11 protein-coding genes are annotated in these 12,824 nt (G+C 69.8%); 5 read left to right on the forward strand and 6 right to left on the reverse strand.

The window, feature by feature from the left end:
• The first annotated feature begins 11 nt into the window (after positions 1 to 11).
• The 4 genes from ehuC to ppc all read left to right on the forward strand — a co-directional run bounded on the left by ehuC (position 12) and on the right by ppc (position 5,226).
• Positions 12 to 788, forward strand: coding sequence for an ectoine/hydroxyectoine ABC transporter permease subunit EhuC (gene ehuC, locus BH708_RS17620; protein WP_076810281.1), 777 nt, complete (start codon positions 12 to 14; stop codon positions 786 to 788).
• Complete coding sequence (gene ehuD, locus BH708_RS17625) at positions 785 to 1,435, forward strand: ectoine/hydroxyectoine ABC transporter permease subunit EhuD (RefSeq protein ID WP_076810282.1); 651 nt, start codon at positions 785 to 787, stop codon at positions 1,433 to 1,435. Before ehuC ends, ehuD begins: the two co-directional genes overlap by 4 nt.
• Entirely contained in the window at positions 1,428 to 2,201 is a 774-nt protein-coding gene (gene ehuA, locus BH708_RS17630; protein ID WP_253705387.1) for an ectoine/hydroxyectoine ABC transporter ATP-binding protein EhuA, read from the forward strand. The genes ehuD and ehuA overlap by 8 nt, the downstream gene beginning before the upstream one ends.
• Before the next feature lie 196 nt (positions 2,202 to 2,397).
• Positions 2,398 to 5,226 carry a phosphoenolpyruvate carboxylase gene (gene ppc / locus BH708_RS17635; protein ID WP_076810283.1) on the forward strand — a complete coding sequence of 943 codons (2,829 nt, stop codon included), beginning with the start codon at positions 2,398 to 2,400 and terminating at the stop codon, positions 5,224 to 5,226.
• A gap of 15 nt (positions 5,227 to 5,241) precedes the next feature.
• On the opposite strand, the gene BH708_RS17640 is transcribed toward ppc, so the two are convergent.
• The 4 genes from BH708_RS17640 to BH708_RS17655 all read right to left on the reverse strand — a co-directional run bounded on the left by BH708_RS17640 (position 5,242) and on the right by BH708_RS17655 (position 8,529).
• Positions 5,242 to 6,258, reverse strand: coding sequence for an aldo/keto reductase (locus BH708_RS17640; RefSeq protein ID WP_076810284.1), 1,017 nt, complete (start codon positions 6,256 to 6,258; stop codon positions 5,242 to 5,244).
• A gap of 97 nt (positions 6,259 to 6,355) precedes the next feature.
• Complete coding sequence (locus BH708_RS17645) at positions 6,356 to 6,925, reverse strand: GNAT family N-acetyltransferase (RefSeq protein WP_076810285.1); 570 nt, start codon at positions 6,923 to 6,925, stop codon at positions 6,356 to 6,358.
• Positions 6,922 to 8,037, reverse strand: a complete 1,116-nt coding sequence (locus BH708_RS17650) for an App1 family protein (RefSeq protein WP_253705388.1) — start codon at positions 8,035 to 8,037, stop codon at positions 6,922 to 6,924. Before BH708_RS17650 ends, BH708_RS17645 begins: the two co-directional genes overlap by 4 nt.
• A gap of 6 nt (positions 8,038 to 8,043) precedes the next feature.
• Positions 8,044 to 8,529 (reverse strand): GNAT family N-acetyltransferase, encoded by a 486-nt coding sequence (locus BH708_RS17655; protein ID WP_076810286.1) that lies wholly within the window; start codon positions 8,527 to 8,529, stop codon positions 8,044 to 8,046.
• A gap of 169 nt (positions 8,530 to 8,698) precedes the next feature.
• Here BH708_RS17655 and BH708_RS17660 point away from each other — a divergent pair, with 169 nt between their 5' ends.
• Complete coding sequence (locus BH708_RS17660) at positions 8,699 to 9,217, forward strand: protein tyrosine phosphatase (protein WP_076810287.1); 519 nt, start codon at positions 8,699 to 8,701, stop codon at positions 9,215 to 9,217.
• Positions 9,218 to 9,249: 32 nt separating this feature from the next.
• On the opposite strand, the gene BH708_RS17665 is transcribed toward BH708_RS17660, so the two are convergent.
• Complete coding sequence (locus BH708_RS17665; RefSeq protein WP_157236042.1) at positions 9,250 to 10,770, reverse strand: hypothetical protein; 1,521 nt, start codon at positions 10,768 to 10,770, stop codon at positions 9,250 to 9,252.
• Positions 10,771 to 11,087: 317 nt separating this feature from the next.
• Positions 11,088 to 12,725, reverse strand: a complete 1,638-nt coding sequence (gene pgm / locus BH708_RS17670) for a phosphoglucomutase (alpha-D-glucose-1,6-bisphosphate-dependent) (RefSeq protein WP_076811562.1) — start codon at positions 12,723 to 12,725, stop codon at positions 11,088 to 11,090.
• Between the last annotated feature and the right edge of the window lie 99 nt (positions 12,726 to 12,824).

The following is a 12,824-nucleotide window of genomic DNA, read 5'->3' on the forward strand; positions in this document are numbered from 1 at the left end:
GTGACCGGCCGATGGATGGTGTGATCGGCTTCTTCCAGGACCTCGGACCGAACTTCCAGCTGCTGCTGGACCGGATGCCGCTGATCCTCGACGGCGTCTACATCACCGTGCTCACCACCGCACTCGGGGCCCTGCTCGCGCTGCTGATCGCCTTCGTCTTCGGCATCGCCCAGGTGGCGAAGTTCGCCGTCGTGCGCATCATCGCGCGCATCTTCGTGGAGTTCTTCCGCGGCACCTCGCTCGTGGTGCAGCTGTTCTGGCTGGCCTTCGTGCTTCCGCAGCTGCCCTATCCCTTCGGCTTCCAGCTCGAACCGCTGGCCATCGGGGTCCTCGCACTGGGCTTGAACTACGGGGCCTACGCCGCCGAGGTCGTGCGCGGGTCCATCGGCTCCGTGCCGACCGGCCAGTACGAGGCGGTCAGCGCCCTCAGCCTGAGCCCGATGCGCGGGATGTTCCGCATCGTGATCCCCCAAGCCTGGGCCCTGATGCTGCCCTCGCTGTCGAACCTGTGGATCCAGCTGCTCAAGGGCAGCGCCATCGTCTACACGGTGACGCTGTACGACCTCTTCTTCCAGGTCGAGCAGCTGCGTATCCGGACCGGCACCTGGTTCGCGTACATCTTCGCGCTCCTGGCCTACTTCCTCATCGCCTGGCTGATCGTGGTGCTCATGAACGCGCTCGAGGTCCGGGCCAAGCACAAGATCGGGCGCGGCCCCGCCCTGTCGCAGTCCTGGGGGATGCTGTTCCGCGCCCCCGGGAGCAAGCCCGCGGGAGGTGAGCTGGCATGAACCCCTCCTGGTGGGAATGGGACCACGCGTTCGCGGTCTTCCCCATGCTCTTGGACGGCTTCAAGATCACGCTGCTGGCCACCGTGCTCGGCACCCTCATCGCCCTGGTGCTCGGCCTGGTCGTCGCGATGACCCGGCGCAGCGCGCCGCGGCTGATCAGCGCCCCGGTCACCGGCGTGGTCGAGTTCATCCGCATGACACCTCTGGTGGTGCAGCTGGTGTTCGCGAACCTCGCGCTCTCGCCCTACATCGACAGCACGCTCGCGATCGGGATCTGGGTGCTGGGCATCCACTACACGACCTATATGGCCGAGGTGTACCGCGCCGGGATCGACTCGGTGCCCAAGGGGCAGTGGGAAGCCGCCACGGCGCTGTCGCTGCCGCGGCTGCGCACCTGGAGGGCGGTCGTCGTCCCGCAGGCGATCCGCAACACCCTGCCGGCCCTGGGCAACTACGCGATCTCCATGTTCAAGGAGACCCCCTTCTTCGTGGTCATCTACGTACCGGAGATGGTGCGGGTCGCCCAGAACTACGGAGGAGACACCTTCCGATACACCGAGGCGATCACCCTGGCCGGCCTCATCTTCCTGGCGGCCAGCTATCCGACGTCCCTCCTGATCCGACGACTGGAGAAGAAACTTGCCTGAGAACACTGCGCACATCGAGTTCCGGGACGTGATCAAGCGCTTCGGGGACAACACCGTGCTGGACGACCTGAACTTCACGGTCTCGCGCGGGGAGCGCGTCACCCTCATCGGCCCGTCCGGTTCGGGCAAGACGACGATCCTGCGCCTGCTGATGACGCTCGAGGAGCTCACCGACGGATACATCTACGTCGGCGAGCAGGCGCTGCAGTACGAGCACAAGGGCGGCAAGCGCCAGCGCGTCGCGGACAAGCAGCGTCGCCGGACCACCACCCAGATCGGGATGGTGTTCCAGCACTTCAACCTGTTCCCGAACATGTCGGTGCTGGAGAACATCATCGAGGCGCCCATCCATGTGATGGGTCTGCCCAAGGCCGAAGCCATCACCAAGGCCGAGGGCCTGCTGGAGAAGGTGGGCATGGGGGAGAAGCGCGACTTCAACCCTTCGCAGCTCTCCGGTGGTCAGCAGCAGCGCGTGGCGATCGCCCGTGCCCTGGCGATGGACCCCGAGGTGCTGCTGCTGGACGAGGTCACCTCGGCGCTGGACCCGGAGCTGGTGGACGAGGTGCTCGGTGTCCTCAAGGACATCGCCGCCGAGACAGACATCTCCATGCTGATCGTCACCCACGAGATGCAGTTCGCCAAGGACGTCTCCGATCGCGTGATGATGTTCGACCAGGGCTCGATCGTCGAGGAGGCCACGCCCGAGAAGATCTTCAGCGAGCCCGAGAACCAGCGCACCAGGGACTTCCTGCGCGCCGTGCTCTGACCCGCGAAGCCCGGGATCCGGGGCCGGCGGGGACGCTCTCCGTCGGCCCCGGACCGTGGCCCGGTCCGTCCGCGGACCGTCCCGCCGGATGCTGCGAGAGTCCCTCGCGGTAGTCTGTGCCCGTTCGTTCCGCGCCGAAGCGGTCGCCTCAGCTGTCGGCGGCCGCTGTGTGGCGCCGCCGACCCCAGGAGGCCCCGTGCCAGAAACCGACGCCATTGCCGTCCCGACCCTGACGAGCGAGTTCCCCGTCGTCGGCGATGATCCCCATATCGATGCGCCGCTGCGTGCGACCGTCCGCCGCCTGTCGACCCTGCTGGGTCGCACCCTCGCCGACCAGCACGGCCAGGAGCTGCTGGACCTCGTCGAGCAGGTCCGCACGCTGACCAAGGACGCGAAGTCCTCGGAGTCCGAGGGCGAGGCGCGTGACGTCCAGGACCGACTGGCGGAGCTGCCGATCGAGCAGGCCACCGAGCTGACCCGTGCCTTCGCCCAGTACTTCCTGCTGGCGAACGCCGCGGAGCAGGTGTACCGGGTGCGTGGGCTGAATGATCGCCCGGCCTCTCAGTCGTGGGTGCCGCGCACCGTCGCGGACGTCCACGAGGAGGTCGGCCCCACCGGTCTGCAGGAGGCTGTCGACTCGCTCGACGTGCGCCTGATCTTCACGGCCCATCCCACCGAGGCGTCCCGCCGGGCGGTCCTGACCAAGCTGCGCAAGATCTCCGACATCCTGGAGCAGGACACGGAGGAGGGCACCGCCGAGCGGCGCCGCCAGGACCATGCGCTCTCCGAGCTCATCGAGTCGCTGTGGCAGACCGACGAGCTGCGCCGCCAGCGGCCCACCCCGCAGGACGAGGCCCGCAACGTCCTGTACTACCTCCGTCAGCTGTACATGCAGACCATGCCGGGCTTCCTCGACGATCTGCGCGAGGAGCTGCGCGGCCATGGGGCGGACCTGTCCGAGCGCCAGGTCCCGCTGCGCTTCGGCTCCTGGATCGGCGGTGACCGTGACGGCAACCCCTTCGTCACCGCGGAGGTCACGCGCGAGGTCCTGCAGCTGCAGGCGGAGACCGCCGTGGATCTCGCGATCGACGTCATCTCGGAGCTGATCGCGGACCTGTCGATCTCCAGCGCGCTGACCGGTGAGGACGAGGAGCTGCGCGCGAGCATCGCGGCCGATCTCGAGTTCGAGTCCGAGGTCGACGAGGTCCAGCAGAGGCTGTACGAGCAGGAGCCCTACCGGCTCAAGCTCGGGACCATGCGGGCGAAGCTCACGGCCACCCGCGAACGGATCCTCAGCGGGGAACCGCACGTGCACGGCAAGGACTACCGCGACGGCGACGAGCTGCAGCAGGACTTCTCGGTGCTGCGGTCCGCGCTGGGTCGTCATGGCGGCAAGCGCGCCGCCGACGGGGCGATCGCGATCGCGCAGCAGGTGCTGGCCGGCTCCGGCCTGAACCTGGCGACCCTCGACGTGCGCGAGCACTCCGAGAAGCACCACGAGGTGCTCGCCCGGGTCTTCGACCGCGTCGGGGAGCTGGATCGCCCCTATGCGGAGCTCAGCCGCGCCGAGCGCACCACGGTGCTGGGGGCCGAGCTCGCCAGCCGCCGCCCGCTGGTCGGCACGGCGCTCAGCTCGGACGAGACGATCCTCGACGACGCCACCCGCACCACCTACCGGGTGCTCGACGAGATCCGCGACGCCCATCGCAAGTACGGCACCTCCTCCATCGAGACCTACATCGTCTCGATGACCCACGGGGCCGACGACATCCTCGCGGTCGCCCTGCTGGCCCGTGAGGCCGGTCTGGTCACGCTGCCCGGCGGCGAGGGGAACCGCGCCGACATCAGCTTCGCCCCGCTGCTCGAGGAGGTCTCCGAGCTGCGTCACGCCGGCGAGATCCTCGACGAGCTGCTCAGCGACCCCTCCTATCGCAAGATCGTCCGCCTGCGCGGTGACCTGCAGGAGGTCATGCTCGGCTACTCCGACGGCAACAAGGACGCCGGCGTGATGACCAGCCAGTGGGAGATCCACCAGGCCCAGCGGCGTCTGCGTGACGTCGCGGCGCGCCACGGGGTGACGCTGCGCCTGTTCCACGGTCGCGGCGGGTCCGTGGGCCGCGGCGGCGGGCCGACCTACGACGCGATCCTCGCCCAGCCGTACGGCGTGCTCGAGGGCGAGATCAAGTTCACCGAGCAGGGCGAGGTCATCTCCGACAAGTACACCCTGCCCACGCTGGCCCGGGAGAACCTCGACCTGTCGCTGGCGGCGGTGCTCGAGGGCTCTGCTCTGCACACCACGCCGCGCTCCACCGAGGAGCAGCTGGGACGCTGGGGCGAGGTCATGCAGACCGTCTCCGACGCCTCCTTCACCCGGTACCGCACGCTGGCCGACGACCCGGACCTGCCCGAGTACTTCGTCACCTCCACCCCGGTGGAGCAGCTCGGGGACCTGAACATCGGCTCGCGCCCCTCCAAGCGCGCCACCTCCGACAAGGGCCTGGACGGCCTGCGGGCGATCCCGTGGGTGTTCGGCTGGACCCAGTCGCGGCAGATCGTGCCGGGCTGGTTCGGCGCGGGCTCCGGGCTGAAGGCCGCCCGTGAGGCCGGGCTCGAGCCGGACCTGCACGAGATGTACCGCAGCTGGCACTTCTTCCGCACCGTGATCAGCAACGTGGAGATGACGCTGGCGAAGACGGACATGCAGATCGCCGCGCACTACGTGCACTCGCTGGTGCCGGAGCGGCTGTGGCCGCTGTTCGACCGGATCAAGGCGGAGTACGAGCTGTCCGTCGCGGAGCTCGAGCGCCTCACCGGGGTGCTGGAGCTGCTGGACAACCAGCCGGTGCTGAAGCGGACCCTCGCCGTGCGCGACCGCTACCTGGATCCGATCTCCTACATGCAGGTGGCGATGCTGCAGCGCGCCCGGGCCGCGACGGCTCGCGGCGAGGAGCTCTCCCCGGAGCTGCAGCGCGCGCTGCTGACCACGATCAACGGTGTGGCGGCCGGTCTGAAGAACACCGGCTGAGCCGCGTGCGGACCCTCAGCGGGCGGTGCCGTCGATCGCGAACTCGTCGATGAGCGCCAGCTCCTCGGGGGTGAAGCCGAGGTTCTCGACGGTGAGGTTGTTCTGCTCGAGCTGACGCACCGTGGAGGCTCCGACCAGGGCGGTCGCCACCGACGGGTGGCGCAGGGTCCAGGCGAGGGCGAGCTGAGCCAGGCTCTGACCGCGCCCGAGCGCGATCTCGCTCAGGGCGTGCCGGCGTTCCTGGTAGGCGTGATCGTGGACCTGCCGTGCGGTCAGCGAGCCTCCCGTATTGCTCGCCCGCGAGCCCGTCGGGACCCCGGAGGCGTACTTGTTGGTCAGCAGCCCCTGCTGCAGCGGCGAGTAGACGGCCAGTCCGATCCCGAGGCCGTCGGCGGCCTCCAGCAGACCGTGCTCGACGTGCCGGTTGAACATCGAGTAGGAGGGCTGGTGGATCAGCAGCGGTGTGCCCAGGTCGGCGAGGATCTCGGCCGCCTGGACGGTCCGCTCGGGGGAGTAGTTCGAGATCCCGGCGTACAGGGCCTTGCCGCTGCGGACTGCCTGGTGGAGCGCGCCCATGGTCTCCTCGAGAGGCGTGTCCGGGTCCTCGCGATGGTGGTAGAAGATGTCGACGTATCCCAGGCCCAGCCGGTGCAGCGACCGGTCCAGGGAGGTCAGCAGGTACTTCCGGGAGCCGCCGTCGCCGTAGGGGCCCGGCCCCATCCGGTAGCCGGCTTTCGTGGAGACGACGATCTCGTCGCGCAGGTGGCGGAAGTCCTGTTCGAGGATGCGGCCGACGTGCTCCTCCGCGCTCCCCGGGGGCGGGCCGTAGTTGTTGGCCAGGTCGAAGTGGGTGATGCCGAGGTCGAAGGCACGGCGCACGATCGCTCGCAGGGCCTGCGGATCCCGGCCCTCCCCGAAGTTCTGCCAGAATCCCAGCGAGATCGGGGGCAGCAGAACACCGGAGCGGCCCACCCGCCGGTAGGGCGTGCCGTCATAGCGGGAAGGGGACGGGACGTAGGCGTCGATGCTCATGGGGGCAGTTTAGTGGCATGGGCCACTCTGCGTCACGGTCGTGCAGGTCAGCGTCGTCGCCCAGCAGGGGCGACCTCAACAGCTGCGCGGCCGGGGCTCAGGTCAGCGGGCGCTCCATGACATCCATCCCGAGACCCTCCACGGTCAGCCAGGAGGGGTCACCGGGGAAGGGGACGGCAGCGCCGGTCCGCACGAAGCCGTGCCGCTCGTACCACGCATGCAGCTCGGGTCGGGACTGCAGCACCCGGATCATGAGCACGTCGACCCCGGCCGACCTCAGGAGCTCCGCCTGGGACTCCAGCAGCCGCCCGCCGAGCCCGCGGGACTGCGCCGAGGGATGGACGGCGAACAGCCCGAGCTCGGCCTGGATCCGGCCGTTCACATCGGCGGGCTCCTGGCGCGTGTAGCAGCAGCCGACGACGTCGGCGGGGGAGTCGGCGGCCGGCTCGAGGTCGGTGACGGCCTCGGCGACCAGCAGGACCACCGCGTCGTCGGCGAGCATCCCGTGGACCTCGTCCGGGTGCGTCCGCGCGCCGCGGACGAGGTGGGCCTCGGTCGTCCACCCGCCCTCGCCGCGGTAGGCGGCCTGGACCAGGTCGACGATGTCGGGGACGTCCGCGGGCCGGGCGGGGCGGACCTGCAGGTCGGTGTCCTGCGAGATGGTCATGGGAGGTCTCCTGCGCGTTCGAGCTCGGCGAGCAGTCCGTGTCCGTCGGGGGCCGTGGCGGTCCGTGGGGTGTGGCTGCCGCGGCGCCGCTGCTCGAGGGGTCGCAGGGTGCCGTGAGCGAGCAGCTGCTCGGACTCGGTCAGCTGCCGGATGAGGATCGCCTCGACGTGATCCGGCAGCTCGGAGGCGAAGTCCGCGTAGATCGACGGGTCGTGCTGCCCGTCGTCGCCCACCAGGATCCACCGCATCTCCGGGAAGTCCGCGACCAGCCGGCGCAGCGCCCGCTCCTTGTGCTCGCGGCCGGAGCGGAAGAACCCGGTGTTGGTGGGACCCCAGTCCGTCAGCAGCAGCGGACCGTCGGGATACCCGTTCTTGTACAGGAAGCGCTTGAGCACCGGGAACACGTTCCAGGCACCCGTGGACAGGTACATCACCGGCATCGCGGTGTGCTCGCGGGCCAGGCGCTGGTAGAGCATCGGCATGCCGGGAACGACCTGGCGGGAGGACTGGTGGACCACGAAGGCGTTCCAGAAGGCCAGCAGGGGCCGGGGCAGCCAGGTCACCATCACGGTGTCGTCGATGTCGCTGACCAGTCCCACGCTCGCTTCGTCGGGGAACACGGTGATGTCAGCGGTGACCTCGTTGCCGGGGGCCGTCCACAGCACGGCCTGGTGGTCGCCGGGGGGCAGATCGATCTCGATCTCGGCATCGACGATGCCGCCGCGATCGGCGCGCACGCTGAACTCCTGTCCGCCCACCAGCACGTGCACGGTGCTGTAGGGGACCACCTGGCCCGCGAAGTTCCGCCAGCCCCGCACCGCCATCGTGCGCATGTCGTGGACCGGCTGATCGTGGAAATCGGCGGGCGTGCCGGGGGAGGAGTGGAGGACCTTCGCCATCACCCGGACGCGGGTCGGGGACCCGTAGCCGTGGAAGGGCTGAAGTCGCAGATCCCAGTGCAGTCTGCGCAGTGCGCGACCGACGACGGCATTCTTGACGTCCTCGAGCCGGGCGGCCCAGTGCGGGCGCACCTGCTCGGATCGTGCTCCGACCGTTGCCAGCACGGTGCGGGGCGAGGGGACGCGGGAGCCGACGCGACGTGCGATCGACACCGGGCCTCAGAGGCCTCGGGACATCTTCAGCCAGGCGCCGTCGGGATCGTCCTCGACGACCTCCCAGCGCTCTCCGGTGTCGGCGAAGCCGAGGCTCTCGTAGGCGGCGCGGGCGGCCGTGTTGGTGGGGCCGACGTAGAGCGTGACCGTGTCGGCGCCGTCTTCCCGCGACCAGTCGAGGACCGCTTCGGCCAGGCGCTGGCCGAGACGGGCCTTCCGTGCGCTCGGCAGCACCCACATCGCCTGGAGCTCTCGCTCGTTGGCGGGGGAGTCGGCCTCGTGGCGCACGGCGACGACGGCCACCGGCTGCCCGGCCTCGACGGCCAGGAACCAGGCGGCCTCGCGGACGCGCTTCTTCCAGACCTTCTCCTCGTAGGTGGATTCCTTCTCCCAGCTCTGGCCGAAGGCCTTGGGATCGGTGCTGAGAGAGCGGAGACGGATCTCGCGCACGAGCGACCAGTCGTCGTCCTGGGCACGGATGATTTCGGCCATGGCTGTCCTCCTGAGCCGTCGTGGCGTGGTCACGGGCGATCATTCCCGGGCGACCACGTCCTGGCGATTGTGCGCGCGGACACGCGGCCTCGCATGCGCTGACACCGGCAGTCTAATGGGGATGGCGGTTCGATGCTCGCCCCGCCCCCATCGTTGACACAATGGGCACATGTCGTCCCTGCGCATCCTGACAGTCTGCACCGGCAACGTGTGCCGTTCCCCGGCCGCCGCCGTGATGCTGCGAGAGGCCGTGCGCGGCGCGGGTCTCGCCGACAGGGTCGAGGTGGGCTCGGCGGGCACCAGCTGGGAGGCCGAGGGGATGCCGATGGACGAGCGCACGGAGCTGTCCCTGGTGCGGGCCGGATACGTGCGGCCGTTCGAGCACACCGCCCGGACGATCCATCTGACCGAGCTGCTCACCTGGGACGTGGTGCTGCCGATGACCGTCGAGCAGGCTCAGGCGCTGCGCCGCATGGCGGACCAGGTGCCACAGGGGCGGACGCCGCCCGAGATCATCATGTGGCGGCGGTTCGATCCGGCGGCGTCGGCCGAGATGCCCGAGACGGACATCGCCGTCGACGATCCGTGGTACGAGGGCCAATCAGCCTTCGATCGCACGGTCGTGCAGATGCAGCGGAGCCTGCCGGCGCTCGTGGCGCACGTGCAGGACGTGCTCAGCGCCCGATAGCACGCAGCGTTCGCCGGGGTGCTGCGGCGGGTTCAGCGGCCGGTGTCCTTCGAGGAGCCCAGTCCCGCGGCCCGTCGGCTGTGCCAGGTGGCGCCGACGAAGCCGGCAGTGGTCAGGAAGCCGATCCCGAGGGCGATCACGAGGACGCTCCGCACCCGGCCGAAGGCGGAGTCCGAATCCTGCGAGGAGATCGTGCTCAGCAGCTTGACGATCGGCCCGCCCTGTTGCTGAGCTGCGATCGGCTCGGGGGCAGGCGCGGCCGCCGGGGTGTCCCCGTCGTCGGCGGCAGCCGCCGCATCGGTCTCGGAGGATTCGTTCTCGGTCTCCTGCGCTTCCTCTGTCGCCTCCGGCTCCCGCGGGGGATCGGTCGGATCCTCCTCGGGGGTCGGTGCCTCGACCGGCTCCTCCTCGGTGGCGGGCTCGGGCTGCTCCGGGGAGGGGTCCTCGGTTGGCTCGGACGGCGGCTCGGGCGCGAGAGTCTCCGTCTCGATCTCCTGCTCGGCCTCGGCGGACTGGCTGGCTCCGATCGTTGGGCCCGCCTTCTCGGTCTCGTCCTCCGAGGTGGGGTCCTCGGTCGGGGTCTTGTCCGGCGAGGTCGAGTCCGAGGAACCGTCCGTCTCCTCGGGTGGCGTCGAGGTCTCTTGGTCCGACTCTTCGTCCGAGGTCGGGGTCTCTGCGGGCGGTGTCGAGGTCTCTTGGTCCGACTCTTCGTCCGACGTCGGGGTCTCTGCGGGCGACGTCGGGGTCTTGTCCGGCGTGGTCGAGTCCGAGGCACCGTCCGCGTCCTCGGACGGCGTCGACGTCACGTCGCCCGACTCTTCGTCCGATGTCGGCGTCTCTGCGGGCGACGTCGATGCAGACGGGGTGCTTTGTGGCGTGCTCGGGGTCTGTGTTCCGTCGACTTCTCCGTCGACGGTCCCCTCTGAGGTGTCTCCGCCTCCGCCGCCCTGGTCGGGGGCGGGCTCGACCTCGGGGTCGCCGTCCGATTCCTCGGCGTCGCCGGACGTGTCTCCGCCGGTCGAGGGGGGCCGGTCGCCGACGGGGTCGCTCTCTGCGGGTGCGGCGGGCTCACCGTCCTGGGCTCCCGAGTCGTCCTCCGTGCTCGCCGCGCCGTCCTGACCCGACCGATCGCCCGCCCCGGGTGTCCCCTCGGCGTCGGAATCAGAGCTGTTCGTGTCCTCGGCCTCCGACGAATCGTCCGCCGTCCCGTCCCCGTCCGCTTGCGATGCGTCGTTCGCCGGGTCGGGGTTGCTCTTCGAATCACCGGGGACGACGCCCTGATCGGTCGTCAACTCGTCGACCGCAGGGACCTCATCGCTGGACACCGCATCCCCGACGTCCCGTGTCGTCTCCGCCACGGTCTCGGCGACAGCGCCCTCGCACTCCTCCGATGCCGTTCTTGTGGACTCTTCCGATGCCGCCAGGGCCGGCGCTGCGGTGAGAGGGAGCGCGACAGCGACAGCTGCGGAATAAGCACACAGGCGTGCACGCAGGCGCATAGGCGCGGTCCCCCCTTTCCATGTCGCATGCCGGTCGGCAGCGGTCGGTGTCATCTCTGGTGGGTCCGGCGGAGCATATTACCCTACTGTCCCTTTACCTTCCGCTGTCATGGTCCAGGCAACCGGGGGAGGCGCGCAAGGGGGGTGTGGACGGTGCCACGCCCGCGTGAAGGACGAGATCTTGGGGCAGGCTTGACGATTCCTTGACTATTGACCTGGTCACACAGCGTGAGCGGGGGACGATGCCTCGTCGGATGGACGGATGGACGGTGGTGGGGAGGACGGGCGGAATGCCCTCGAAAGCCACCGAGAGGTCACGGGAGACACGCCCTGACCGCGTCGAGAACGGATCCGGCGGGCCGCCCCGGGGCTCAGTCCGCGAGAGCTCCGTCCACGAGCTCCTTGGCCGCCTTCTGAACCTCTGCCAGGTGCTCCGGCCCACGGAAGGACTCCGCGTAGATCTTGTAGACGTCCTCGGTGCCGGAGGGGCGGGCGGCGAACCAGGCCGACTCCGTGGCGACCTTCAGCCCGCCGATCGCGCCGCCCGAGGGGGCCTCGGTGATCGCCGAGACGATCGGCTCGCCCGCCAGCTCGGTCGCGGTGACCTGGCGGGGGCTGAGGGCCTTGAGCTTCGCCTTCTGCTCCCGGTCGGCCGGGGCGTCGATGCGCGCGTAGGCGCTCTCACCGAACTCCTCGACCAGCTCCGCGTGCAGGGCGCTGGGGGAGCGACCGGTGACCGCGAGCATCTCGGAGGCCAGCAGCGCCATGATGATGCCGTCCTTGTCGGTGGTCCACACCGAGCCGTCGCGGCGCAGGAACGAGGCTCCCGCGCTCTCCTCGCCGCCGAAGCCGACGGAGGAGTCGATCAGGCCGGGGACGAACCACTTGAAGCCGACCGGGACCTCGTACAGCTCCCGTCCCAGGGAGCCGACGACCTGGTCGATGAGGCTCGAGGAGACGACCGTCTTGCCGACCTTCGCGTCGGCCGGCCAGTCGGGGCGGTGGGCGAACAGGTACTGGATCGCGGTGGCGAGGAAGTGGTTGGGGTTCATCAACCCGGCGTCGGGCGTGACGATGCCGTGCCGATCGGCATCCGCGTCGTTGCCGGTCGCGATGTCGAACTCGGAGCGCTTCTCGAGCAGAGAGGCCATCGCCCACGGGCTCGAGCAGTCCATGCGGATCTTCCCGTCGCGGTCCAGGGTCATGAACGACCACTGCGGATCCACCTCGGGATTGACCACGGACAGGTCCAGGTCGTGCATCTCGCCGATCTCGGCCCAGTAGTCCACGGCCGCGCCGCCCAGCGGATCGGCGCCGATGCGGATCCCCGAGCGGCGGATCGCGTCGAGGTCCACCACGCCCGACAGATCCTGGACATAGGTGTGCAGGAAGTCGTAGCGTCCCGCGTCCTGCAGCGCCTTCTGGCGGCCGTGGCGGCGCACGCCCCGCAGCCCGGCGGCCAGCAGCTCATTGGCGCGGTCGGCGATCCAGGCGGTCGCATCCGCATCCGCCGGGCCGCCGTGCGGGGGGTTGTACTTGAACCCTCCGTCGCGCGGCGGATTGTGGCTCGGGGTGACGACGATGCCGTCGGCCCGCGAGGGATCGGAGGCGGACCTGCCGCGGTTGTGCACGAGGATCGCGTGGGAGATCGCCGGGGTGGGCGTGTACCCGTCCAGCGAGTCCACCTGGACCGCGACGTCGTTGCCGACCAGCACCTCGAGCGCGGTGTCGAAGGCCGGACGCGAGAGCGCATGGGTGTCCCGCCCGATGAACAGCGGTCCGCGGATCCCCTGGCCGGCGCGGTACTCCACGATCGCCTGAGTGGTCGCGGCGATGTGGTCCTCGGTGAATGCGGTGTCCAGCGACGAGCCGCGGTGCCCCGAGGTTCCGAAGGCGACGGCCTGATCGGGGTCGGCGGGATCCGGATGGAGGTCGTAATAGGAGTCGAGGAGGGCGTCGATGTCGACGAGATCCTCCGGAAGAGCCTTCTGGCCTGCGCGGGGGTGCATGGTCATCACTCCATCCTCGGGGCGGTTGATGCCGCCACTCTAAGACAGGGAGCTCTCCCGGGTGGCAGGCGCGGTCGTTCTCTGAGACGCCGTCGACCG

Origin of the sequence: Brachybacterium sp. P6-10-X1 (assembly GCF_001969445.1) — a bacterium.
Lineage (GTDB): Bacteria > Actinomycetota > Actinomycetes > Actinomycetales > Dermabacteraceae > Brachybacterium.